Raw genomic sequence first — 21,067 nt, forward strand, 5'->3', positions numbered from 1 at the left:
CCCTACTTAACCGACGAGGTTTCCACCTTTTTCACTTCGGTTTTGGTAGTCCCGTCGGACTTTTGAGTGGTTTCGACCTTGCTCTTATCCTTACCGCCGCCGCCGAATACCGAGAAATGCACGTAGCGCTTAGGGTTAGCCTTCAGGTCGACCAGCAGGTCGTTGGAGCTGGCGGTGGTGGCGGCCAGGTTTTTATACAGCGTGGAGTCGTGCAGTAGCCGGCCCATCGAGCCTTTCTGGTCGTTGAGGGCCGTGTTGAGGGTTTGCACGGTGGTCTGGGCATCGGCCAGGGTGGCGTCGAGGCGACGCAGGGCAGGCCCCACCGGGGCGGATTTCAACGAATCGGACAACTGGCTGAAGTTGCTGGCAATCTTGTCGAGCTTGACGGTCGTTTTATTCAGCGCCACGCTCATCTGCGCGAAGTTGCGGGTAATCTGATTAACGTTGGCCTGGTTGGAGGCAATAAGCGCTAAAAGTGCCTCAGTGCTGGCGCGGGCCCCCAGCAGGGTGCCCTGAATGTTGGTTTCAGCATCCTTGTTAATGATGCTGTTGACGTGGCGCAACGTCGAATCGAGGCTGGTGAGCACGGGCAGGGCCCGCGCCTGCAAGGCCGTGGCCAAGCCGGCAATGCCCGCCGAAGACTCTGTTTTCAGCTCTTCACCGCCGGTGAATTCCTTGGTGTTGCGGCCCAGGCTCAGGGTGATAGTTTTGGAGCCCAGCAGCGAACCGCCCAAGCTAGCTAAGGTGGAATCGCCGAGCACAATGCCCTTTTCCAGTTCCAGCGAGGCTCGCACGGCGTTGCCTTTTTCGGGCATCAGCTCCATTTTTTTCACCTGCCCTACTTTGATGCCGTTCAGGATGACGGCAGCGCCTACGTTGAGGCCGTCCACATCGGGGTAAGTGGCGTAGAAAGTGCGGTCAGACGACAGCAAATTGCTTCCCCTCAGGAAGTTGTAGCCAAACACAAGGACTACAATGGCTACGATGGCGAGCAGCGCTACTTTTATTTCTTTAGACACGGGAAGTGAATGAGTGGATGAGTGGATGAGTGAATGAACAGCGGGTAGCAAAAAAACAAACAAGGATAAAAGCAAACGAGCCCGGATGGCTTTTCCATTCACTCAATCACTCATTCGCTCATTCACTCACTGAAGTCAGCCGCCTTCCAGCTCGCGCTTGTATTCGCGAAAGGCCCGGTAGATGGCTGCGGCCATATACGATTGATTGGCTTTCTCGTTGAGGTAGCGCTCCTCGGCCGGGTTGGTGAGGAAGCCGGATTCGATGAGCACGGAAGGCATGGTCGACTTCCAAAGCACCAGAAAGCCGGCTTGTTTCACGCCGCGGCTGGGGCGGTTGACGGTGGTACGCAGCTGCCGGTCCACGCGCTGGGCAAAGCGCAGGCTGTTGGTGATGTAGGCCGACTGAAAGAGCGAAAATAAAATGTGGCTTTGGGGCGAGCGCGGGTCGAAGCCGTCGTAGCGCTTCTGGTAGTCTTTTTCCTGCAGGATAACCGCGTTTTCGCGCTGGGCCACGCCCAGGTTGGCGTCGGTTTTGTGCAGGCCCATGGTCCAGACCTCGGTGCCGTGGCTCTGGCTGGGGCCGGCGTTGCAATGGATGGAGATGAACAGGTCGGCGTGGTTGCGGTTGGCGATGGCGGCCCGCTCGTCCAGCTCCACAAACACGTTGGTTTTGCGCGTGTAAATCACCTTCACGTCGGGCAGGTTATCCTGAATCTGCTTGCCCAGGGCCAGAATGAGGGCCAGGGCCACATCGGCTTCGCGGGCCGAGGCGCCGGCGCAGCCCCGGTCTTTGCCGCCGTGGCCGGCATCGAGCACCACGGTGCGCAGGCGGTATCGGTAGGGCGCGTCGGGGCCGGGCAAAGCCGGGGCCGGCAGAGCCGAATCGGGGGCGAAGCGCGTGGAATCGGCCGGGGTTTGGGCCTCGGCTTTCCATTCCCCGCTTCCGGCGCCCAGCAGCAAAAGGGCGGCGCTGGCCCAGGTGACAATAATCCGCACGATGTTCGTTGAAGGGGCGGTAGCGACCTGCTACCTTTGTAATGAGCTGTAACTGGCCCCAAAAGTAAACGATTTAACTGCTATACTACTTTGCCTGCTTGCTTTGGCCATCGTTTTGAGGCCCGGTGGCACCGGGCAGCCCCGGCGTGGCGTGGCCCCGGCCAGCTGGTCCTACTCGTTCTGTTGCTGCTGCTTGGTCCGGGTTCGGCCTGGGGCCAGGTCGCGCCCAAGCGCCGGGCCGGCAGTGCCCCCATGCCGCCGGTACGCAACATTTCGCCCGACCCGCGCGACCCGCAGGGCCCGCCGCCCCCCGGCGTGCGCAATACCGGCCAGTCGCGCATTCCCGGCGCTTCGCACAAAGCCGTGCCCGGCGATATGCTGGCTCCCGGTGCCGCCCTCCCCGACACCACCAATTTACTGAACGGCGTGAGCCGCGCCGGCGATTCGCTGCAGCTGGCCGCCCGGCGCAGGGGCCAGATTGAAACCACGATTAATTACACCGCCAAGGACTCCATCCAGTTCGATGTGACGCAGAAGGTGGCCCGGCTCTACAACGGGGCCAGCGTGGTGTATGGCGAAACCGACCTCAAAGCGGCCCTCATCACGGTGAACTACGGCACCAACACCATGCAGGCCGAGGGCAAGATGGATAGCGTGAAAAACCGGCTGATGGGCCGGCCGGTGCTCAAGGACAAGGGCGGCCTCTACACGGCCAGCAGCATTGCCTACAATTTCAAGAGCAAGAAGGCCAAGGTGACGGAGGCCGTGACCACCCAGGGCGAAGGCTTCGTGAGCGCCGCCACCATCAAGCGCATGCCCGACGGTGACATCAACGGCCTGAACGGGCGCTACACCACCTGCAACCTGGAGCACCCGCACTTCTACATTCAGGCCAAGAAAATGAAGGTGATTCCGGGCGATAAAGTCGTGACCGGACCGTTCAACCTCGTGATTGGCGACGTGCCCACGCCGCTGGGCTTCCTGTTTGGCTTCTTCCCCACGCCCAACCGCAGCCGGGGCTCGGGCGTGCTGATTCCCACCTTCGGGCAGGCGGCCGACCGTGGTTACTTCCTCACCAACGGCGGCTATTACTTCGCCCCGAACGACTACATCGGCGTGCGCCTCACCGGCGACATCTACGCCGGTAATGCCCAGACTTTCGGCGGCTTTGGCCTCACGGCCGATATTTCGTATTTGAAACGCTACACCTACAGGGGCAATTTCAACCTGCGCTTCCTTAACCGGCCCATTGCCCCCATCGTGCAGCGCGATGACCAGGGAGTGGGCCTGGGCTACATCAGGCCGCCGGCCAACAACTCGTTCTGGATTACCTGGAACCACACCCCCGAGCCCAAGCCCGGCGGCGGGCGCTTCACGGCCAGCGTAGCGGCGGGCACGCCGGGCTACGACCAGTCGGTTAGCCTCGATGCCCGCCGCCGCCTCACCACGCAGTACAACTCCAGCGTGGGCTACTCGAAGCAGATTCGCAACTCGCCGGTGAACTACGACGTGCGCCTGGCCCAAAGCCAGGGCACCGATGGCAAAATGAACTTCACCCTGCCCAGCCTCACCGTGGGCATTGCCCGGCAATACCCCTACCAGTGGTTCGGCATCAAGCCCGGCGGCAAGCTGAAGGACTTTTACGAGCAGCTCACGGTGAGTTACACCGGCTCGGCCAGCAACGAGATAAGCAACGTGGTAACGCCTCGCGGCCTCACCACCGGCCTGCCGCTGCTGGGCGGCACTACCCAGGAAAGCCGGATTCCGGTCAGTTTCGGCAGCATCGGCAACTTGCTGAAGAACGCGCGCAACAGCGCCGTGCACAACCTCACCATCGGACTGGGCTCCTACACCGTGGCGAAGAATTTTAAGCTCACGCCCTTCGTCAGGTACGAAGAAGTATGGTACAGCCAGCGCCTCAGCTACAGCTACCTGCCGGTGGCGCAGGCTATCCGCATCGACACCACTTTTGGCTTCAATCGGGTAAACAGCTACTCGGGCGGCCTTAGCCTCAACACCGCGTTCTACGGCACGGTGGTGCGCAAAGGCGTGCGCAAAATTCAGGCCCTGCGCCATAAGGTGACGCCCGCCCTTAGCTATACCGTAGCGCCCGATTTCACCGAGCGCAGAAGCGTGCTGCAGGACCCCAACAAGGTATTAGCCAACTACCCATTCCCCAACCTGGGGCGAATCGACCAGCTGCCCTTCAGCACCTTCAACCGATACAATAATTTCCTAACCGCCGCTCCCGGCGGTGCCCCGCAAAGCCAACTATCCTTCACGCTGCAAAACGCGATAGAAATGAAGGTGCGCGACCCCAACGACACCACCGGCCTCAACCCCTTCAAGAAAGTCGATTTGTTCCGCAACCTGGACTTTTCCTTTGCCTACGACTTTCTTGCACCCGAATTTAAGCTCTCGCCGCTGAACGTAGTTTTCAGCACCCAAATAGCCCAGAAGCTGACGCTGAACAGCGGTGCTCAGTTCGACCCCTACCAGCGTGATAGCCGGGGTATGCGTATCCCGAATACTTACCTGTTTGAGGCCAATCCGCGCCGTCTGCTGCGCCTGACTGCCGCCAACCTCCAGGCCAACTACGCCTTCAACCCCGCCACCGGCACGCGCAAGAGCGTGGTGAAGCGCGCCGTAGCTCCCAGCAACGACCCCAGCCTGGGCACCGTGGGCCCGCCCAATTTCTACGCCGATTACGTGGACTTCGATATTCCGTGGGAGTTGAACCTGACCTACTCGGCTTCTTACAGCACCGTGGCTATTCCGCGGCGGCCCGATGACCAGCTCCCGCGCCCGCGCCTGCTCGCGGCCCACACCATCGGTGGCACGGGCTCGGTGAAGCTCACCGAAAACCTGCGCTTCAGCTATAATCTGAGCTACGACTTCATCAGCCAGACGGTGGTATTCCCCAACCTGGCCTTCACCCGCGACCTGCATTGCTGGCAAATCACGGGGTACTGGGTACCGATTGGGCCGGCCAAAGGCTACAACTTCACCATCGCGGCCAAAAGCAGCCTGCTGCAGGACCTCAAGCTCAACCGCAACCGCTCGCCCCAACTCCAGTAGCGCGCCCGGTGCCGGCCGCCTGGTTCTTACCCGCCCCTGCGCTTCGGCCAGGGGCTTTTTTGTGGGCCTACGGTGCCGGGTAACGAAATTGTTACCAGCTTTGCCCCGCCAAACGTCATTTTACGTTCGAACCCCGCCCTCCCTCGCCCCATGTCTCAGCACAAGGAAGTCAAACTCATTACCACCCACCAGATGCTTGCCATGAAGGAGCGGGGGGAAAAAATTTCCATGCTCACGGCCTACGACTTCTCGATGGCCCAGATTCTGGACGGGGCCGGCATCGACGTGCTGCTCGTCGGCGACTCGGCTTCCAACGTCATGGCCGGCCACGAAACCACCCTGCCCATCACCCTCGACCAGATGATATACCACGCCCAGAGCGTGGTGCGCGCCGTGAAGCGCGCCTTCGTGGTCGTTGACATGCCGTTTGGCTCCTACCAGGGCAATTCGTCGGTGGCGCTGCAGTCGGCCATCCGCATTATGAAAGAGTCGGGCGGCCACGGCGTGAAGCTCGAAGGCGGTGCCGAGGTGAAGGACAGCATCATCCGCATTCTCACGGCCGGCATTCCGGTTATGGGCCACCTCGGCCTCACGCCGCAGTCCATCTACAAGTTCGGCACCTACAGCGTGCGCGCCAAGGAAGAAGCCGAGGCCCAGAAGCTGCTCGAAGACGCCCGCCTGCTCCAGGAAATCGGCTGCTTCGGCCTGGTGCTCGAAAAAATCCCTGCCGCCCTGGCCAAGCAGGTAGCCGAGGAGCTCACCATCCCCGTCATCGGCATCGGGGCCGGCCCCGACGTGGACGGCCAGGTGCTGGTCGTCCACGACCTGCTCGGCATCACCAAGGAGTTCAAGCCCCGCTTCCTGCGCCGCTACGCCGAGCTGCACGACATCATGACCGAAGCCGTGCAGCATTACGTGGCCGATGTGAAAAGCCGCGAATTCCCCAGCAAAGAGGAAGGGTACTAAGGGTTTTTATAATCTGCAAAAAGCCCGTCATGCTGAGCGCAGTCGAAGCATCTCTACCGCCACACTAATTCTGATTGGTTGCGCGGTAGAGATGCTTCGACTGCGCTCAGCATGACGTGCTTTCTGCTTATCCATCCAAATAAAGCTCCTGGTACTGTTTTATTCCCGCTCCCGCGCTCCTTCGTATCTTCGTCGCACCAAAAAGCAAGAGCGGAGCGCCCAGTGAGTGTGGTCTGACGACGTGCGGTAGCCCCCTGAGGGGCCCTGGCCCGCTCCTGCCACTATCCAAATTCCCGCCCGCCACGCCGCTTGAATCGTCCCAACATCTGGTCCGAAGGCAGAGAAATTCTGTTTGAGGACAACCATCTTCTCGTCATCAATAAGCCCGCCGGCCTGCTCGTGCAGGGCGATGCCACCGGCGACGAGCCCCTCTCCAAAAAAGCCGCCGAGTACCTGCGCTTCAAGTATAAGAAGCCCGGCGAAGCCTTTGTGGGCGTATGCCACCGCATCGACCGCCCCGTATCGGGCATCGTGGTGCTGGCCAAAACCAGCAAAGCCCTGAGCCGCCTGAACGAGATGTTCCGCGACTCGCTAATGACCAAAACCTACTGGGCCCTCACCGGCCGCCCGCCCGTGCCCGAAAGCGGCACCCTGGTGCACTGGCTGGTGAAAGACACGGTGCGCAACGTCACCAAAGCCTATCCCGAGAAACACTCCCAGGGCCTGCGCTCCGAGCTGAAATATGAGCTGCTGGGTATGGCCGGCAACCGCTACCTGCTCCAGATAAACCCCGTCACCGGCCGGCCGCACCAGATTCGGACCCAGCTGGCCACCGGCCTCGGCACCCCGATTGTAGGCGACGTGAAGTACGGCTTCATCGCGCCGCTGCCCGACGTGAGCATTGCCCTGCACGCCCGCCAGCTGCAATTGCAGCACCCCGTCACGAAGGAGCTAATGAAGTTCGTGGCTCCCCTGCCCGACGCCCCGCACTGGGACGCCGCCCGGGCTTTTTACAGTTAACCGTTACCAATTAACAGTTAACAGCCGTTTGGAATGCTGTTAAGTGATAACGGTTAACTGTAAAAAGCGTGCAAGATTTTGGCCTTCTGGACCCAAAATATCGTCTACGGGCACGCTGGCCGTAATTTTGCCTTACCGCTGCTGAACCTTCACCCGGGCTTTTTACTTGTGCGGTCAGCTTCTCATTTACAGCTCCTATGGCTATTCTCATTTTCTTCGTTGCCCATTACTACTTGTCCCTGTTCACGCAGACATTTTACCTGCACCGCTATGCGGCGCATAAGATGTTTACGATGAATAAATTCTGGGAGAAGTTTTTCTTCGCCTTCACCTACATCTGCCAGGGCAGCAGCTTCCTTTCGCCCCGGGCCTACGCGCTGCTGCACCGCATGCACCACGCCTACTCCGACACGGCTCTGGACCCGCACTCGCCGCACTTCTCGAACAACGCGTTCGACATGATGTGGAAGACCAAGGTGATTTACAACGACGTCGTGAACAACGAGCACGAAGGAGCCAAGCGCTTCGAGGGCGACATTCCGGAGTGGAAATGGCTCGACAAGTTCGGCGGCACCGTGTACTCGCGTCTGGGCTGGGGTACGGCGTATGTGCTGTTCTACATCAACTTTGCCACCGCGTGGTGGCAGTACCTGCTATTACCGCTGCACTTCCTGATGGGACCTATCCACGGCGCTATCGTGAACTGGGGCGGCCACAAGTACGGCTACCAGAATTTCGACAACAACGACAAATCACGCAACACCCTGGCCCTCGATTTCCTGGCCTTTGGCGAGCTGTTCCAGAACAACCACCACAAGCTGCCCATGCGCGTCAACTTCGGCGTGAAGTGGTGGGAGCTTGACCCTACCTACTCGGTCATCTGGACGCTGGACAAAGTAGGCGTGATTAAGCTGAAAAAGAAGGTGGCCAAGCGCGTAGCTGTACCGGCTTAAAGCAGACCACTAAATACAATTCGAAAGCCCTGACCTCATCGTCAGGGCTTTTTTGTTCGCCAGCTAGCTAATCCCCTGACTAAACGCTACCTTTGCACTCCAAATTTTTGGATATCTCACCAGACGGACGAGTTCCGTCGCACCAAACCCCAACGGTTTATGGCAGTTAAAATCCGCCTCGCCCGTCGTGGCCGCAAGAAGGCCGCGACTTACGACATCGTAGTAGCTGACGCCCGCGCTCCCCGCGATGGTCGTTTCATCGAGAAACTCGGCACCTACAACCCCAACACCAACCCCGCCACCATCAACTACGACGCCGACCGCGCGTTTTACTGGATGATGACCGGTGCTCAGCCCACCGACACCGTTCGGGCCATGCTCAGCTACCGCGGCGTGCTCTACCGTCGTCACCTGCAGTTGGGTGTTGACAAGGGCGCCATCACCCAGGACGTAGCCGACCAGCGCTTCACCGCCTGGAAAGACGAGAAAGACGCCAAAATCGAAGGCAAGCGCACTGGCCTGGTTGATGCCAAAGCGGAGGTTCGCACCGCTGCTATGGCTGCCGAAACCAAGGTGAAAGAAGCTCGTGCCGAAGCGCAGCGTCAGAAAGCTGCCGCTCTGCTGGCTGCCAACACGCCCGCTCCTGCCGCCGCTGAGGAAGCTACCGAGGCTTCGGCCGAAGAAGCTACCACCGAAGCTGCTGCCGAGTAGTTTTTAGGTTTCTGAAAACCGAAAGAGTTTGGGAGTTGTGAGCCGGACCGGCTGGCAACCCCCAAACTCTTTTTCGTTATCCCCCCTCCCCCGCCATGACCATCGACGAAACCTATCAGCTCGGCTACCTCATCAAAACCCACGGCCTGCGCGGCCACTTGGTGGCGCACTTTGATGTGGACGACGTTTCGGCTTACCAAAAGCTCAAAACGGTGTACCTCACCCTGGCCGGTGCGCCCACCAAGCTGGTGGCCCACGAAATAGAAAAAGTGCAGCCCCAGGCCGGCAACAAGGTGTTGCTAAAGCTGCGCGGCATCGACCGCATCGAGGATGCCGAGCCGCTACGTGGCTCCCAGCTCCACCTGCCCCTCGATGCCCTGCCCGAGCTGGACGACGACCAGTTCTACTTCCACGATGTCATCGGCTTCACCGTGGTTGATGAAAACCTGGGCCCCCTGGGCACCGTGGAGAACTTCTACGAGCTACCCCAGCAGGACATGCTCGCCATGCGCTACCAAGGCCAGGAAGTGCTGATTCCGGTAGTAGACGAGCTGGTGAGCCACGCCGACCAGGAGAAAAAAGAGATTTACGTCAACCTGCCCGAAGGCCTGCTCGACATTTACCTCAAACCCACCACCCGCCAGCAGGACGAGGCTGAGGAATTGTAGCGCGGACTCTGTAGTCCGCGAGTCAGCGCAACCATTCGCGGACTACAAAGTCCGCGCTACTACCATGAGAATCGATATCCTCACCTGTTTGCCCGAGCTGCTCGTCAGCCCCTTCGCCCATTCCATCGTGAAGCGGGCGCAGGAAAAAGGCCTGGCCGAAATCCACGTGCACGACCTGCGCCAGCACGCCATCAACAAGCACGGCCAGATTGACGATTACGTGTTTGGCGGCGGGGCCGGCATGGTGCTGCGCGTGGAGCCCATCGCGGCCTGGATAGACGAGTTGCAGGCCCAACGCTCCTACGACGCCGTTATCTACCTCACGCCCGACGGCGAAACCCTGCGCCAGCCGCTGGCCAACCGGCTGTCGCTGGCCCAGAACCTCATCATGCTCTGCGGCCACTACAAAGGCATCGATGAGCGGATACGCCAGACCTACATCACCCACGAAATCAGCGTAGGCGACTACGTGCTGAGCGGCGGCGAGCTGGGCGCGGCCATCCTGGTTGATGCCGTGGTGCGGCTGCTGCCCGGCGTGCTGGGCAACGAGGAATCAGCGCTATCCGACTCTTTTCAGGACGACCTGCTGGCCCCGCCTGTGTACACCCGCCCGGCGGAGTGGCGCGGGCAGGCCGTGCCGGAAATCCTACTCTCGGGCAATACCCCCAAAATTGAAGAGTGGCGACACGACCAGGCGCTGGCCCGCACGCAGGCCCGCCGGCCCGATTTGCTCGCGTAGAATCACGTTTCCGCTTGTTCCTGACCTGAATTCGCAGCAAATCAGGGAACAAGCAGAAGCATGTTCTACAAACCACTTGCTAACCTCACCGGAAAGCGCTATCTTTGCGCTCCGTTTCGTAAAATAACAATCCCGACGGCGGCGCCGTCTTTCGCAATTTTCTCAGCCATGAGCGTACTACTTGACTTTATCCAGGCCGAATCGCAGGAGCGCCGCGCCAGCTTCCCACTTTTCGCTGCCGGCGACACCGTGAACGTGCACGTGAAAATCCGTGAGGGCAACAAAGAGCGTATCCAGCAGTTCCAGGGCGTGGTGCTGCAGCGTCGTAACCCAAGCTCCAACGGCGAAACCTTCACGGTTCGCAAGATTTCTAACCAAATCGGTACCGAGCGTATCTTCCCCCTGCTGTCGCCCAACATCGAGAAAATCGAGGTTGTGCGTCGCGGTAAAGTACGTCGCGCCCGTCTGTTCTACCTGCGCGGTCTGTCGGGCAAAGCTTCCCGTATCAAGGAGCGTCGCCTGAACCCGGTAGCCAAAACCAAGACTACCGCAGCTTAAGGATTGCCGCAGCCGCGAGGCTGCTGTGCAAAGCAAAAAAGCCGGCCCCACGCGTGGGGCCGGCTTTTTTAGGTTTGAGGCGAGTGCCGTTGGCGGCTAGCTGTTCGACGCCGAATCAGCTTTCAAATCCTCAGCGGGGGTATTTTCGTCATGACCCAACTGCTTGGCGGCGGCCAGCAGGGCCTCGCTCAGTTGCGCTACGCGAGGCTGGGTGTTGCCATCGGCAAAGACAGCCCCGCGGGCGGTGTTAGTACCCAAGCGGTGCAGCCACTTACGCACTAGCTGCATGTCAGGGTTGCTGGTGCCGCCGAAATGGGCCTTCATGTCCTGCAAATCAACGACAATCTGGTGCATTTCGGGGTTATTGAGGGCCTTCACGTCGGCAATCCACTGCTGCAGGGTATTGTCGAGGCCGGCACGGGCCAGCGCTTCGGTGAGGCTGCCGCCGAGCAGTTCGGTGGTGCTATCTAAATGAACTTGGTGTTGAACTTCGGTCTTTTCCATGGGGAAGGGTGTTGAGGTACGCGGCAGAAAGAGTGCCGCTGCTTTCCCAAACGTAGTTCAGGCCCGTGGGGTTGGGCCAGTTGCCCAAACAAAAAGCCCTGCCGATACCGGCAGGGCTCTTGGCCACCAACGAAAATGGTACCGTTGGGCTAATTATTCAATCTTGTTCATGCGCTCCTTCACCGATTCGAGGGAGATGCGCATGTTGACGATGTCGCCACGCGAAGCCTCCTGCTCTTTCAGGTTCAGGTCGATAAGGTTGTTGAGCTGCTGCAGCTCGGCCGCGTTGGCAGCCAGCTGCTGCTGAATTTCAACTTTGCGGGCCTTGTTCTTCTCAATGTCTTTCTTGATGCTGTTCTGCTTGTCGATAACCGCTACGTTGTTGTTCTGCGAGGACACCAGGGCGCGCTCAGCTTCGGCAATCTGCGACACCAGGTCTTCGCGGTACATCATGCGAGCAAAGTCCTTCAGGTACTTCTCGGCCGATTTCCACTGCACGGGTGTGGCATCTCTGCCCAGGTAAGCGCTGCCCAGGTCAATGCTCCACCATACGGTGGTGCCGGTAGGCGAAGCGTCGACCTTGCTGATGACCCGAATAGGGTTAGGTGCAATTTCTTCGATAATCACGCCGTCCATCGTCAGGATGCCTTTAGTATTCTTCAGCTTACCACCAAACTTTTCGCTGAGCTGCTTGAGCCAGGCCGTTTCTACCCGGCGGTTGTCAAGCTGCATGCTCACGCGCTGACCTTTGCGGGGGATATTGTTGATAGTCATATCTGCCTCATCCACAGGGGATTTCTGGGCATAGCCGCCTAGCGTAGCCAGGCATACAAGGAGTAGGATGAGTAGGCTTCGTTTCATGGTAAATAGTAGCTTATGAAAGCTTTAAAAATGGTCGGTCAAAAGGTCGTTGGAGATAGTACCGTTATCCGGCTTTTCAAATTTAGGCCCTTTATTCGATGCAAGTCACGTAAAACCTTGGTTTTTTTAGAATAATGCTTTTTTTATTAATTAAATCATATTTTTGCTTTGTAAATTATAGGTAATTGGCAGAATAAAGAAAATTTTGCGCGGCATCTCCCGGCCCCGCAACAAAGCTTGCCTGACGGGGGTTGTAGGCGCCTATGCAAGTCACTATCTGCCGCAACGAGCATTTCAACGCTGCCCATCGCCTCCACAATTCTGCCTGGAGCGACGAGCAGAACCAACGGGTATTTGGTAAGTGTAACAACCCCAACTACCACGGTCACAACTACAACCTAACCGTGCGCCTGACTGGTACGGTTGACCCCGAGACGGGCTACGTTTACGACACCAAGCGCCTGAGCGACCTCATCAAGCGCGAAGTGCTGGCCCGTTACGACCACCAAAACCTCAACCTGGATACGGAAGAATTCCGGACACTCAACCCCACGGCCGAAAATATCGCCGTTGTAATTTGGCAGCGCCTCCGCCCGCATTTGGCGGCGGACCTGGCCCTGTCGGTCACGCTCTACGAGACGGACCGTAACTTTGTAGAATACCATGGATAACCCTTCCGGGCCGGCCCCGGCACCCGATGCGCACCTGCCTGTTGGCCTGCGCACCCCGCTTCGCAACGATGCCTTCGGGCTCGACGACGAAGCCAAGATTACAGCCATCAGCGGCCATTTTGAGGCCATCATGCGCGAGCTGGGCCTCGACCTGACCGACGACAGCCTGGCGGGCACCCCGCGCCGGGTAGCCAAGATGTACGTGCAGGAGTGGTTTAAGGGCCTCGACCCGAAAAACCGGCCCGAAGTGCGCATGTTCGATAACCGCTACGACTACCACCAGCTGTTGGTGGAGCGCGACATTACGCTGTTTTCGTGCTGTGAGCACCACTTCGTGCCCATTATTGGTAAGGCGCACGTAGCCTATCTGCCGGGCAGCCACGTGGTGGGCCTGAGCAAGCTCAACCGGGTGGTGCAGTACTATGCCCGCCGCCCGCAGGTGCAGGAGCGCCTCACGCGCCAGATTGCCGAGGAGCTAAAGCAGAGCCTGGGCACCGACGACGTGGCCGTTCTCATCGAAGCCGACCATTTGTGCGTAATGAGCCGTGGCGTAAACGATACCAGCAGCTCGACCCTGACCAGTGAGTACAGCGGCCGCTTTGCCACCGATGAAGCCCTGCGGCGGGAGTTTCTGCGTCAAATTGGCAAATAGTGGTTGATGATTAGTGACTAGTGGTTAATGTTGTTGATTAATACAATCGACTCACGGCCCATTGATAGCCATTCATCACTAACCGTTAACCATTAACCATTAACCATTAAAAATGAAGGTTCTCATCACGGGCGGTACCGGCCTTATTGGTACCCGACTGGCTGAAATGCTGATTGACAGCGGCTACGAAGTGGCGCTGCTGAGCCGGGAACCCGCCAAAAGCAACCATTTCCGAAGCTTCCGCTGGGAGCCGCGCACGCAGATGATTGACGAGGCGGCCGTGCCCTACGCCGACTTTATCGTGAATCTGGCCGGGGCTAGCGTGAGCGACGGCAAATGGACCGATGAGCGCAAGCGCGATATCATGACCAGCCGGCTGGGCGGCCTGGCCCTACTGCACCGCGAGCTGGCCAAGCCCGGCCACCACGTTCAGGCCTTCATTTCAGCCTCAGCTATTGGCCTGTACGGCGATGCCGGAGCCAAACTGGTGAATGAGGAAACGCCCCCGGCGGTGCCCACCCACGACTTTCTGGCCGATGTATCGCACCAGTGGGAGCTGGCGGCCGCGCCCATCGCGGCGCTGGGCATCCGCACCGTTATTCCGCGTATCGGCATCGTGCTGAGCACCGAGGGCGGGGCCCTGCCCCAGATTGCCCGGCCCGTGAAACTGGGCGCGGGAGCGGCCCTGGGCAGCGGCAAGCAGTACATGTCCTGGATTCATTTGGATGACCTGTGCCGCCTGTTCATCGCCATGCTGGATGATAAGAGTTGGAACGGCACCTACAACGCCGTGGCTCCCAAGCCGGTCACGAATCAGGAATTCACCGAAACGCTGGCCCAGGTGCTGCACCGACCGCTGCTGCTGCCCAAAGTGCCGGCTTTCGGCCTGAAGCTGGCAATGGGCGAGATGAGCGACATCGTACTAGCCTCGCAGAACGTGAGCGACCAAAAGGTACTGGCTCAGGGCTTTGAATTCGAGTACCCGGAGCTGCGCGGGGCGCTGGAGGCGCTCTACGCGGGGGCGTAGCAGGCGCTGGCAACAAGCTCGTCCAGAAGCTTCGGCAAGCGCCCTGAAATCGTTAACAAGTGAGCAGAAAGTTCGGGTAATAGTGGAGGCGCTGGCAAGTAATTTGGTGACCTTGACAACGCTTCTAAAGCATCCGATGACCATCTCAATAGCTTCGGTTACGCGCTTTATGACCCGTCAAGTCAGTCAGCCGCTTCAAAAACACCTCCGATAGCTGCGCACGACTCGGGTGATTTACAAACTATCGGGCAGCCCTCCCCCGTTATTCATCTGCTCTAGCAGGTTATCGGCCGCGATGGTATCCACGGCTTCGGCGCGGCGGCGGCGGGGCTCCGACTCCGAGACGCAGTTGTATTTCTTACCGATTTTTACGGAGGGCTTGGGGAACTGGCCAGGCGTGTAGCCCAGCTCTTTGTCCTTGTAGATTTTCTCCATGAACTTGCCGAAGATGGGCAGGGCCGTGCGGCCGCCCTCGCCCTGCTGCGAGCCGGTGAAGTGGATGCTGCGGTCTTCGCCGCCCACCCACACGCCGGTCATCAGGTCCTTGGTCATGCCCATGTACCAGCCGTCGGAGTAGTTGGAGGTGGTGCCGGTTTTGCCGCCGATTTGGTTGTCGTTTTTCCAGAGTTCGTAGTCCCACAGCGCCTGGGAGGTGCCGCCGGGCTCTTCCATGCCGCCGCGCAGCATGTAGGTCATCAGCCAGGCGGTTTCGGCCGAGATGGCGCGCTTCTGCACGGGGTCGAACTGCTTGATGACGTTGCCGTTGCGGTCCTCAATACGAGTCACGAGGCGGGGCTCGGAGCGGAAACCGGTGTTTAGGAACGTGCTGTAGGCGTCCACCATTTCGTACACGCTCACGTCGCCGCCCGAGCCGAGGCCGATGCTGGGCACGGCCAGGAGCGGGCTCGTGATACCGACTTTGTGGGCGTATTTGGCCACGTTTTCCCAGCCCACTTTTTCGGTCAGCTGGGCCGTCACGGAGTTTACGGAGCGGGCCATGGCGTGGCGCAGCGTCATGTTGATACCGGTGTATTCGCGGGTCACGTTGTCGGGCTTCCACTCCATGGGCTGGCCGTTCTCCACGTAGTTGATGGTTACGCGCTGGTCGCGGATGCGGTCGCAGGGCGAGTAGCCGTTGTCGAGGGCCGTGAGGTAGACGAAGGGCTTGAAGGTGGAGCCGGCCTGACGGCGGCCCTGCTTCACGTGGTCGTACTTGAAAAAGCGGTAGTCGAGCCCGCCCACCCAGGCCTTGATTTGGCCGGTGAAGGGGTCCATGCACATCATGCCCGACCGCAGAAAGTGCTTATAGTAAGCCAGCGAATCGAGCGGCGACATAACGAGCGTGGTGTCGTTGTCGTCGTGCTTCCAGGTGAATACTTTCATGGGCCGCTTGGCATTCAGGGCCGAATCGAGGCGCTGGGGCTGATTGCGGTAGCGGTTGGCGAGGCTCTTGTAGCTCTCGGTGCGCCGCATTTGGGTGGCGATGAAGTCCGGAATTTCATTCCCTTCCTCGTCCACCCACGGGTTTTTGTCTTTGTTGCGCCAGAAGTTGTCGAACTGTCGTTGCAGGGACTTCATGCGCTCGTGCAGGGCCTCCTCGGCGTGGGCCTGCATACGCGAGTCGATGGTGAGGTAGATTTTCAGGCCGTCGCGATACATGTCGTGGCCCGTGCTGTCGCACCAGGCATCCACAAACTGGCTGATGGCACTGCGGAAGTAGGTATCGGGGCCGTCGATGTGGGGCTCGACGTGGTAATCGAGCACGATGGGCGTGGCTTTGAGGGCCGCGATTTCGGCCGGGGGCAGCACGCCGGCCTGCCCCATGCGGTCGAGCACCACGTTGCGGCGGCGCAGCGCGGCCACCGGATGAAAGCGCGGGTTGTAGGCCGTGGGGTTATTCAGCACGCCCACCAGCATGGCGGCTTGCTCGGGCCGGAGGCTATCGGGCGAGGTATTAAAGAAGGTTTTGGCGGCTACTTTAATGCCGAAGGCGCTGGAGCCGTACTCCACCGTATTGAAGTACATCCGCAGGATTTCCTGCTTGGTGTAGCGGCGCTCCAGCTCCACGGCGGTCAGCCATTCCTTGGTTTTGGCCACGATGGTGCTCACCACCGGAATGTAGCCCAGGGCACCCCGGCTCTGCTGGCGCCGGATTTTGTAGAGGTTTTTGGCGAGCTGCTGGGTGATGGTGGAACCGCCGCGCTTCTCGCCGCGCAACGACGAAAGTACCCCGCCGAGCACGGCCGTGAGGTCAATGCCCGCGTGCTCGTAGTAGCGCACATCCTCGGTCGCGATAAGGGCTTTGATGAGCAGCGGCGACATCTGGCTGAGCGCCACCGGCGAACGGTTTTCACGGAAATATTTGCCAATCAGCACGCCGTCGGACGTGTAGAGCTCCGAGGCCTGTTCTACTTTGGGATTTTCCAAATCGGCCAGACTGGGCGACTTGCCGAAGAGAAACATGAAGTTGGTGCTCACCAGAAACGGGTACACCAGAAAAAAAATCACCAAAAGACCAAACCCGACCCAGGCCCAGCTGGCCAGCCGCACGGGCCAGCGGCGGCGCGCGGGTTTTTTGGGGGCAGCAGAAGAAGCGGAAGCTAGCGGTTTGAGGTCGGCCATGCGAGGCAGCAAGTGGGAAACCGGGCCAGAACCCGGCCACGAAGAACGGCAAATATACCAGCCCCCCGGCCCAAAAAGTCAGTAAAAACGGTGTGGCCTAAAAATTGACGGCTCAGACCACACTCCTGCTTATTGGCGCTGCCGGGCGGCGAGCATCGCCTGGTGATGCACGTTGCGGCGGACTTTCACCCGGCGGCTCTGCCAGCGCCAGCCCAACTCGCCCAGAGCCAGCAGAATGATGCCCAGGCCCAGGAAATAGCTCCAGTGCAGCATGCGAATCTGGGCCTGCGTGGGCGAATCCAGCTCCTGAAACAAGAACAGGCCCCACAGCTCATCGAGCAGCGTGAAGCCCCACACGGCCGCCGCAAACAGGCGGCCCACCCGGCCCAGCACCAGCTGCCAGTGCAAGAAATACAGCACCACGCCCGGCAGGGCCGAAAGCAGGATGAGGGGTTGCTCCTTTATCAGGGGCAGGCCCAGAAATATGATGCTCAGCGTTTCTTTCAGCACCTGCGCACCCGCAAAAGACCGGCCCAAGCGCGTGAGTTTGGGAGCAGCGGGAAGCGGATGCAGGTGAGCAGTGGGCATAGCGCGGAAAAACGTGGGTGCCGTAGAGCCGCTAATATACTGATTAGTCGCTAGTAACGGCGTGCCATGAGGCGGCTTACCTGGCAGCGCCAGGTGAGGACGACAATAAGAATTCCTTTTACGGAATCGAGCAGCAAATTGTCGGGCTTCCCGAAGGCATAATAAATCCCGATGCCAATACCTACCCACCACAGCCCCAGCAGGTAGCACCAGGTAGCAAAGCCGGGCCGGCGCTGCCACACCTGCGCCAGCGCCACAGCAGCTACCAGTGACACAAAAAACAGAAACCACGCCACGATATAGGCCAGGAACGTGGTTTCAGGGCCGTATTTCACGCCAAACTGGGTCAGGGTGAACACGGGAGCGAAAAACGCTCCTCCCGTGAGCGCCAGCTCAAGCAGCAAGGCAATGGAAAGCACAACCAGGAGCAACGTACGGGCCATAGAACAGCGAAATGCGTGAAACCGTCACGGGCTTTTCTCAGTCTGGGAAGCCCAACGGAGTGCCAAGCTACCTCATAAACTTCGATAAGTCATTATTTCAAGTTTTGAGTACAAGTGTCATCAGCACAGCAATAAGCCTGATTACCCGGGATTTGAAGCAATCGATACCGAAGAAAAAACAACCGCCGCTCTTCCTTAGACCCTATTTTTTGGCTTCATTCTCCCTGTGAGACCACACTTGCGCTGGCGTCCTGGCCCATTATGGGAACGGCAATTATCCCTTGGAACACTACGGCAATTGGCTTGCGAATAGAACAACCCGGGCCAAAAGCGGAATCAGTAGTATGGCTATTCCAATGATAACGGCTGTGGTGGCAGCGCGTAACAACCATCATAGTCCGGGTGGCCCCGAGTACGCAACCGGCGGCCGTGCGCCAAAGCAGCGGCGGCACTACCGGCCGGGGCGGCCATTGCTCAGGCCACCATATGGCCGGTTGCGGCAGCGGGCAGGCCAATCTGGTGGCGCAGCGCGGTGGTGCATTGGCCAGCGTATTCGGTCAGAGTCCAGCCCACGATGGACTGGGTGCGGCGGCCCCGCTGGTAGTGTCGTCGCAGGGCCGGCCACACGTCGGGCGTGAGCACGGCCAGCAGCAAAAACCCCACGCAGGTGATGGACCAGTCGCCATTGCCGAGTATGAAAGCCTTGAGCTTCAGCTCGTCCTCCGGGGTCATGGCGTAGCCCAGCAGCACGTGTTTCAGGTCGTGGTTTTCGTAGTGCGGAATGAGCTGGAGGTGGTTTTCACGCAGTATATCGGCCACGCCCCGGCCGAGCGTGCCCACGGGCAGCTGTTCCAGATAGCGCAGCTGCGCACGGGCCTCGGCCGCGCCGTAGAGTCGGCGGAAAATGGGAATCAGAAACGAGGTGCGAGCGTGCACGATGAGCTTGCGGGCCAGCATCTGGTAGCCATTCAGGGGAGCTTTACCTTGGGTTTTCATGGGAAAATGGTGGAATGGAATGAGGGTTTTCGGGGTGAGCAATGCTCTGGTAAGCGAGGTTGGCCGGAGGCTGCTAGCGCGGCGACCACAGCAGCATTATCTGCGTGAAAGCCAGCAGCAGGAGCCCCAGCAGCAGCGCCGTAGCCGGCAGCACCCCGCGCAGCAAGCGCTGCCGGCGCAGGCCCGGCGAGGCGGCCCGCTCCTGCCAGGTGAGCAAAAATCCCAGCACGGCCACATCGCCAATGCAGAAAAGCAGGCCCAGAAACGTGAGGGCGAATTGCGGGAAGGAGGTCATGGGCTGTTCAGTTAATTGCTTGGTTCAGGAATGAGCGAGTGAAGGCCCTTACTGCAATGCCCGCCGGGTTTGCCAGTCGGCCCAGGTAAGGCCCTGCCAGTGCGAATAGGCCGCATAGCGGGCGCGGGCGGCGGCCACGGCAACCTCGAGCCGGCGCTGGGCCACGGGGCCATCAATGCTTTGGACGCCGTCGTATTCGGTTTCGAGGGTGAGCTGAGCCGCCCGGTCGAGCATGGCGCGGCGGGCTACCAGCGTGGGCAGGACCCGGTCGGGCATATCCAGCAGGAAACCGATGTCGATGCTTTTGAAGCGCGATTGCAGGTTGTATTGGGCAATCCAGACTTCCCAGTTGCCAGCGGCCAGCAGCAGCAGCACCGCGTAGGCGGCCAGCGCATTGAGCCGCACAAGGCTGTAGGCCGAGCGCCGCTGCCAGATTTTGAGCAGTACCGTGACAAGGCCGAAAAACGTGAGCAGCAGGAAGAAGCAGACGCCTATGCGCTTGTAGGCCAGCCCGCTATTCAGGATGTAATAGTAGTTGCGCAACCCCACTGACCCGGCCAGCACGGCATTTTGCACCACCCACACCGTGGCCCCGGCGCGCAGCCAGGGCAGGCCCGGCGCGTAGAAATTCAGGTTGCGGCGGAAAAACCACAACACGATGCCCATGGCGAGTAAAATACTGAAAATGAGCACATACGTCCCTTCGTGTACGAACTGCGCCAGGTCAAACCCCGGCGCGGGCTCGAAGCCAAACCATAGCCAGTTGATGTCAATGGCATTCACAACCAGCAGTAGCACGTTCACCAGCCCAAACACGGCGACGGCGGCAATGAACTCCTTGCGCAGGTCCAACACCCGGTTGGTTTTCCAGCGGAAATCGGGCTGCCGCACTCCGAACGAGGCGACCCGGTTGCGCTGCCGCCGCACAAACTCGCCAAATCGTGACTCGTGGTCGGCAAAAACGAAAACGGGCACGGCCACCACCACCCCAGCCGTGACGAGAAAGCCCAGCGTGATAAACAGCAGGTGGCCCAACGAAATATCGGGCAGCAGCCGCGCCAACCAGTCGCCCAGCACCGCCAGCACCTGGCCGCTCAGCGCATCATAGCGCGGGTTAGCCACCGCAAACAGCAGGTGAAATGCCCCCATAATACCCAGCGGCACCAGCAGCAGGCGGCCGTAGAACCAGCTCGCCCGCACGCCCGCGCCCGGGTTCCGCGGGGCCCGCACGCCGCGCAGCACCCGCACGCTGGCCTGGGCCACGCTGCCGCCGGCCGTGAGCAGGGCATAAACCACCAATTTCAGGTGAGGCTGATTAACGTAGCCAAGCAGCAGCAGCACGGAGGCCACGCAGGCCAGCGCCGCCGCGCCCGAGCCATACACGGCCATCAGGGCTCCGCTCAGCAGGCTTCCGCACACCATTAGCCAGAAGTAGCCCGAGCGCCGCACCGCCGCGTGGCGCGGCAGCATCGCCAGCTGCGCGGCCACTACAAAAACGGTAAATACCAGCACGTTGACGCCCCCCCGCTCGCGCCAGAAAAGCCAGTCGAACAAGACCACGCCGATGGGCAGCAGCAGTTTTTGGGCCGCCGTGAGGGGCGGGCGGGCAGGTTGGGCAAATGCGGCGCTGGCCGCAGCAGCGGGCCAGTGCGCCGGAGTTTCAGCAGAGGGATTCATGATTATTATTTTTTAAAGTGCTT

Annotated in this window: 21 protein-coding genes; 11 read left to right on the plus strand and 10 right to left on the minus strand. The window is 60.0% G+C overall.

Going from position 1 to position 21,067, the window contains the following annotated elements; all coding sequences use genetic code 11:
- Positions 1–2: 2 nt before the first annotated feature.
- Together ABD819_RS15020 and ABD819_RS15025 are read right to left on the minus strand one after the other, a co-directional pair.
- Positions 3–1,019 (minus strand): MlaD family protein, encoded by a 1,017-nt coding sequence (locus ABD819_RS15020; protein ID WP_345125638.1) that lies wholly within the window; start codon positions 1,017–1,019, stop codon positions 3–5.
- 135 nt (positions 1,020–1,154) lie between these two features.
- Positions 1,155–1,895: an N-acetylmuramoyl-L-alanine amidase family protein gene (locus tag ABD819_RS15025; RefSeq protein WP_345125681.1), complete on the minus strand. Its 741-nt coding sequence runs from the start codon at positions 1,893–1,895 to the stop codon at positions 1,155–1,157.
- A 210-nt stretch (positions 1,896–2,105) separates the two neighbouring features.
- On the opposite strand from ABD819_RS15025, the gene ABD819_RS15030 reads away from it, so the two are divergent.
- The 8 genes from ABD819_RS15030 (at position 2,106) to rplS (ending at position 10,708) form a co-directional block, all read left to right on the plus strand.
- Positions 2,106–5,093, plus strand: coding sequence for a putative LPS assembly protein LptD (locus tag ABD819_RS15030; protein ID WP_345125640.1), 2,988 nt, complete (start codon positions 2,106–2,108; stop codon positions 5,091–5,093).
- A gap of 150 nt (positions 5,094–5,243) precedes the next feature.
- Positions 5,244–6,059, plus strand: a complete 816-nt coding sequence (gene panB, locus ABD819_RS15035; RefSeq protein ID WP_345125642.1) for a 3-methyl-2-oxobutanoate hydroxymethyltransferase — start codon at positions 5,244–5,246, stop codon at positions 6,057–6,059.
- A gap of 309 nt (positions 6,060–6,368) precedes the next feature.
- A complete protein-coding gene (locus tag ABD819_RS15040) occupies positions 6,369–7,079 on the plus strand; it encodes an RluA family pseudouridine synthase (protein ID WP_345125643.1) in 711 nt (236 codons plus the stop codon).
- Between the two features lie 197 nt (positions 7,080–7,276).
- Positions 7,277–8,032, plus strand: coding sequence for an acyl-CoA desaturase (locus ABD819_RS15045; protein ID WP_345125644.1), 756 nt, complete (start codon positions 7,277–7,279; stop codon positions 8,030–8,032).
- A gap of 159 nt (positions 8,033–8,191) precedes the next feature.
- Positions 8,192–8,743, plus strand: a complete 552-nt coding sequence (locus ABD819_RS15050) for a 30S ribosomal protein S16 (protein ID WP_345125645.1) — start codon at positions 8,192–8,194, stop codon at positions 8,741–8,743.
- Between the two features lie 95 nt (positions 8,744–8,838).
- A complete protein-coding gene (rimM, locus tag ABD819_RS15055) occupies positions 8,839–9,411 on the plus strand; it encodes a ribosome maturation factor RimM (protein ID WP_345125647.1) in 573 nt (190 codons plus the stop codon).
- A gap of 64 nt (positions 9,412–9,475) precedes the next feature.
- Positions 9,476–10,150, plus strand: a complete 675-nt coding sequence (gene trmD, locus ABD819_RS15060; protein ID WP_345125648.1) for a tRNA (guanosine(37)-N1)-methyltransferase TrmD — start codon at positions 9,476–9,478, stop codon at positions 10,148–10,150.
- Between the two features lie 168 nt (positions 10,151–10,318).
- Positions 10,319–10,708: a 50S ribosomal protein L19 gene (rplS, locus tag ABD819_RS15065; RefSeq protein ID WP_345125649.1), complete on the plus strand. Its 390-nt coding sequence runs from the start codon at positions 10,319–10,321 to the stop codon at positions 10,706–10,708.
- A gap of 96 nt (positions 10,709–10,804) precedes the next feature.
- Here the strand turns inward: rplS and ABD819_RS15070 are convergent, their stop codons facing one another.
- Positions 10,805–11,212 carry a hypothetical protein gene (locus tag ABD819_RS15070; protein WP_345125650.1) on the minus strand — a complete coding sequence of 136 codons (408 nt, stop codon included), beginning with the start codon at positions 11,210–11,212 and terminating at the stop codon, positions 10,805–10,807.
- 153 nt (positions 11,213–11,365) lie between these two features.
- Positions 11,366–12,073 (minus strand): hypothetical protein, encoded by a 708-nt coding sequence (locus tag ABD819_RS15075; protein ID WP_345125651.1) that lies wholly within the window; start codon positions 12,071–12,073, stop codon positions 11,366–11,368.
- Between the two features lie 263 nt (positions 12,074–12,336).
- Between ABD819_RS15075 and ABD819_RS15080 the strand changes: the two genes are divergently transcribed.
- The 3 genes from ABD819_RS15080 to ABD819_RS15090 all read left to right on the plus strand — a co-directional run bounded on the left by ABD819_RS15080 (position 12,337) and on the right by ABD819_RS15090 (position 14,423).
- Positions 12,337–12,744, plus strand: a complete 408-nt coding sequence (locus ABD819_RS15080) for a 6-pyruvoyl trahydropterin synthase family protein (RefSeq protein ID WP_345125652.1) — start codon at positions 12,337–12,339, stop codon at positions 12,742–12,744.
- A complete protein-coding gene (gene folE / locus ABD819_RS15085) occupies positions 12,737–13,396 on the plus strand; it encodes a GTP cyclohydrolase I FolE (RefSeq protein WP_345125653.1) in 660 nt (219 codons plus the stop codon). The genes ABD819_RS15080 and folE overlap by 8 nt, the downstream gene beginning before the upstream one ends.
- Positions 13,397–13,508: 112 nt before the next feature.
- Complete coding sequence (locus tag ABD819_RS15090; RefSeq protein ID WP_345125654.1) at positions 13,509–14,423, plus strand: TIGR01777 family oxidoreductase; 915 nt, start codon at positions 13,509–13,511, stop codon at positions 14,421–14,423.
- Between the two features lie 234 nt (positions 14,424–14,657).
- Here ABD819_RS15090 and ABD819_RS15095 read toward each other — a convergent pair whose 3' ends face one another.
- The 6 genes from ABD819_RS15095 to ABD819_RS15120 form a co-directional block, all read right to left on the minus strand.
- The gene (locus ABD819_RS15095) at positions 14,658–17,045 is read right to left on the minus strand and encodes a transglycosylase domain-containing protein (protein ID WP_345125655.1); all 2,388 of its coding nucleotides are present in this window, start codon (positions 17,043–17,045) and stop codon (positions 14,658–14,660) included.
- A 129-nt stretch (positions 17,046–17,174) separates the two neighbouring features.
- Positions 17,175–17,633 carry a hypothetical protein gene (locus ABD819_RS15100; protein ID WP_345125657.1) on the minus strand — a complete coding sequence of 153 codons (459 nt, stop codon included), beginning with the start codon at positions 17,631–17,633 and terminating at the stop codon, positions 17,175–17,177.
- 50 nt (positions 17,634–17,683) lie between these two features.
- Positions 17,684–18,076, minus strand: a complete 393-nt coding sequence (locus tag ABD819_RS15105) for a hypothetical protein (protein ID WP_345125658.1) — start codon at positions 18,074–18,076, stop codon at positions 17,684–17,686.
- Positions 18,077–18,550: 474 nt separating this feature from the next.
- Positions 18,551–19,072 carry a hypothetical protein gene (locus tag ABD819_RS15110; protein ID WP_345125659.1) on the minus strand — a complete coding sequence of 174 codons (522 nt, stop codon included), beginning with the start codon at positions 19,070–19,072 and terminating at the stop codon, positions 18,551–18,553.
- Between the two features lie 73 nt (positions 19,073–19,145).
- Entirely contained in the window at positions 19,146–19,367 is a 222-nt protein-coding gene (locus ABD819_RS15115) for a hypothetical protein (protein ID WP_345125660.1), read from the minus strand.
- Between the two features lie 48 nt (positions 19,368–19,415).
- Positions 19,416–21,044 (minus strand): DUF4153 domain-containing protein, encoded by a 1,629-nt coding sequence (locus ABD819_RS15120; RefSeq protein ID WP_345125662.1) that lies wholly within the window; start codon positions 21,042–21,044, stop codon positions 19,416–19,418.
- Positions 21,045–21,067: the final 23 nt, after the last annotated feature.

It is taken from the genome of Hymenobacter antarcticus (assembly GCF_039539545.1).
GTDB lineage: Bacteria > Bacteroidota > Bacteroidia > Cytophagales > Hymenobacteraceae > Hymenobacter > Hymenobacter antarcticus.

Bases quoted from the DNA above. Each gene is read 5' to 3' on its own strand.
- panB (WP_345125642.1), top strand. From the start codon at position 5,244: ATGTCTCAGCACAAGGAAGTCAAACTCATTACCACCCACCAGATGCTT.
- ABD819_RS15045 (WP_345125644.1), top strand. From the start codon at position 7,277: ATGGCTATTCTCATTTTCTTCGTTGCCCATTACTACTTGTCCCTGTTC.
- ABD819_RS15050 (WP_345125645.1), top strand. From the start codon at position 8,192: ATGGCAGTTAAAATCCGCCTCGCCCGTCGTGGCCGCAAGAAGGCCGCG.
- rimM (WP_345125647.1), top strand. From the start codon at position 8,839: ATGACCATCGACGAAACCTATCAGCTCGGCTACCTCATCAAAACCCAC.
- trmD (WP_345125648.1), top strand. From the start codon at position 9,476: ATGAGAATCGATATCCTCACCTGTTTGCCCGAGCTGCTCGTCAGCCCC.
- rplS (WP_345125649.1), top strand. From the start codon at position 10,319: ATGAGCGTACTACTTGACTTTATCCAGGCCGAATCGCAGGAGCGCCGC.
- ABD819_RS15070 (WP_345125650.1), bottom strand. From the start codon at position 11,212: ATGGAAAAGACCGAAGTTCAACACCAAGTTCATTTAGATAGCACCACC.
- ABD819_RS15075 (WP_345125651.1), bottom strand. From the start codon at position 12,073: ATGAAACGAAGCCTACTCATCCTACTCCTTGTATGCCTGGCTACGCTA.
- ABD819_RS15080 (WP_345125652.1), top strand. From the start codon at position 12,337: ATGCAAGTCACTATCTGCCGCAACGAGCATTTCAACGCTGCCCATCGC.
- folE (WP_345125653.1), top strand. From the start codon at position 12,737: ATGGATAACCCTTCCGGGCCGGCCCCGGCACCCGATGCGCACCTGCCT.
- ABD819_RS15090 (WP_345125654.1), top strand. From the start codon at position 13,509: ATGAAGGTTCTCATCACGGGCGGTACCGGCCTTATTGGTACCCGACTG.
- ABD819_RS15095 (WP_345125655.1), bottom strand. From the start codon at position 17,045: ATGGCCGACCTCAAACCGCTAGCTTCCGCTTCTTCTGCTGCCCCCAAA.
- ABD819_RS15100 (WP_345125657.1), bottom strand. From the start codon at position 17,633: ATGCCCACTGCTCACCTGCATCCGCTTCCCGCTGCTCCCAAACTCACG.
- ABD819_RS15105 (WP_345125658.1), bottom strand. From the start codon at position 18,076: ATGGCCCGTACGTTGCTCCTGGTTGTGCTTTCCATTGCCTTGCTGCTT.
- ABD819_RS15110 (WP_345125659.1), bottom strand. From the start codon at position 19,072: ATGAAAACCCAAGGTAAAGCTCCCCTGAATGGCTACCAGATGCTGGCC.
- ABD819_RS15115 (WP_345125660.1), bottom strand. From the start codon at position 19,367: ATGACCTCCTTCCCGCAATTCGCCCTCACGTTTCTGGGCCTGCTTTTC.
- ABD819_RS15120 (WP_345125662.1), bottom strand. From the start codon at position 21,044: ATGAATCCCTCTGCTGAAACTCCGGCGCACTGGCCCGCTGCTGCGGCC.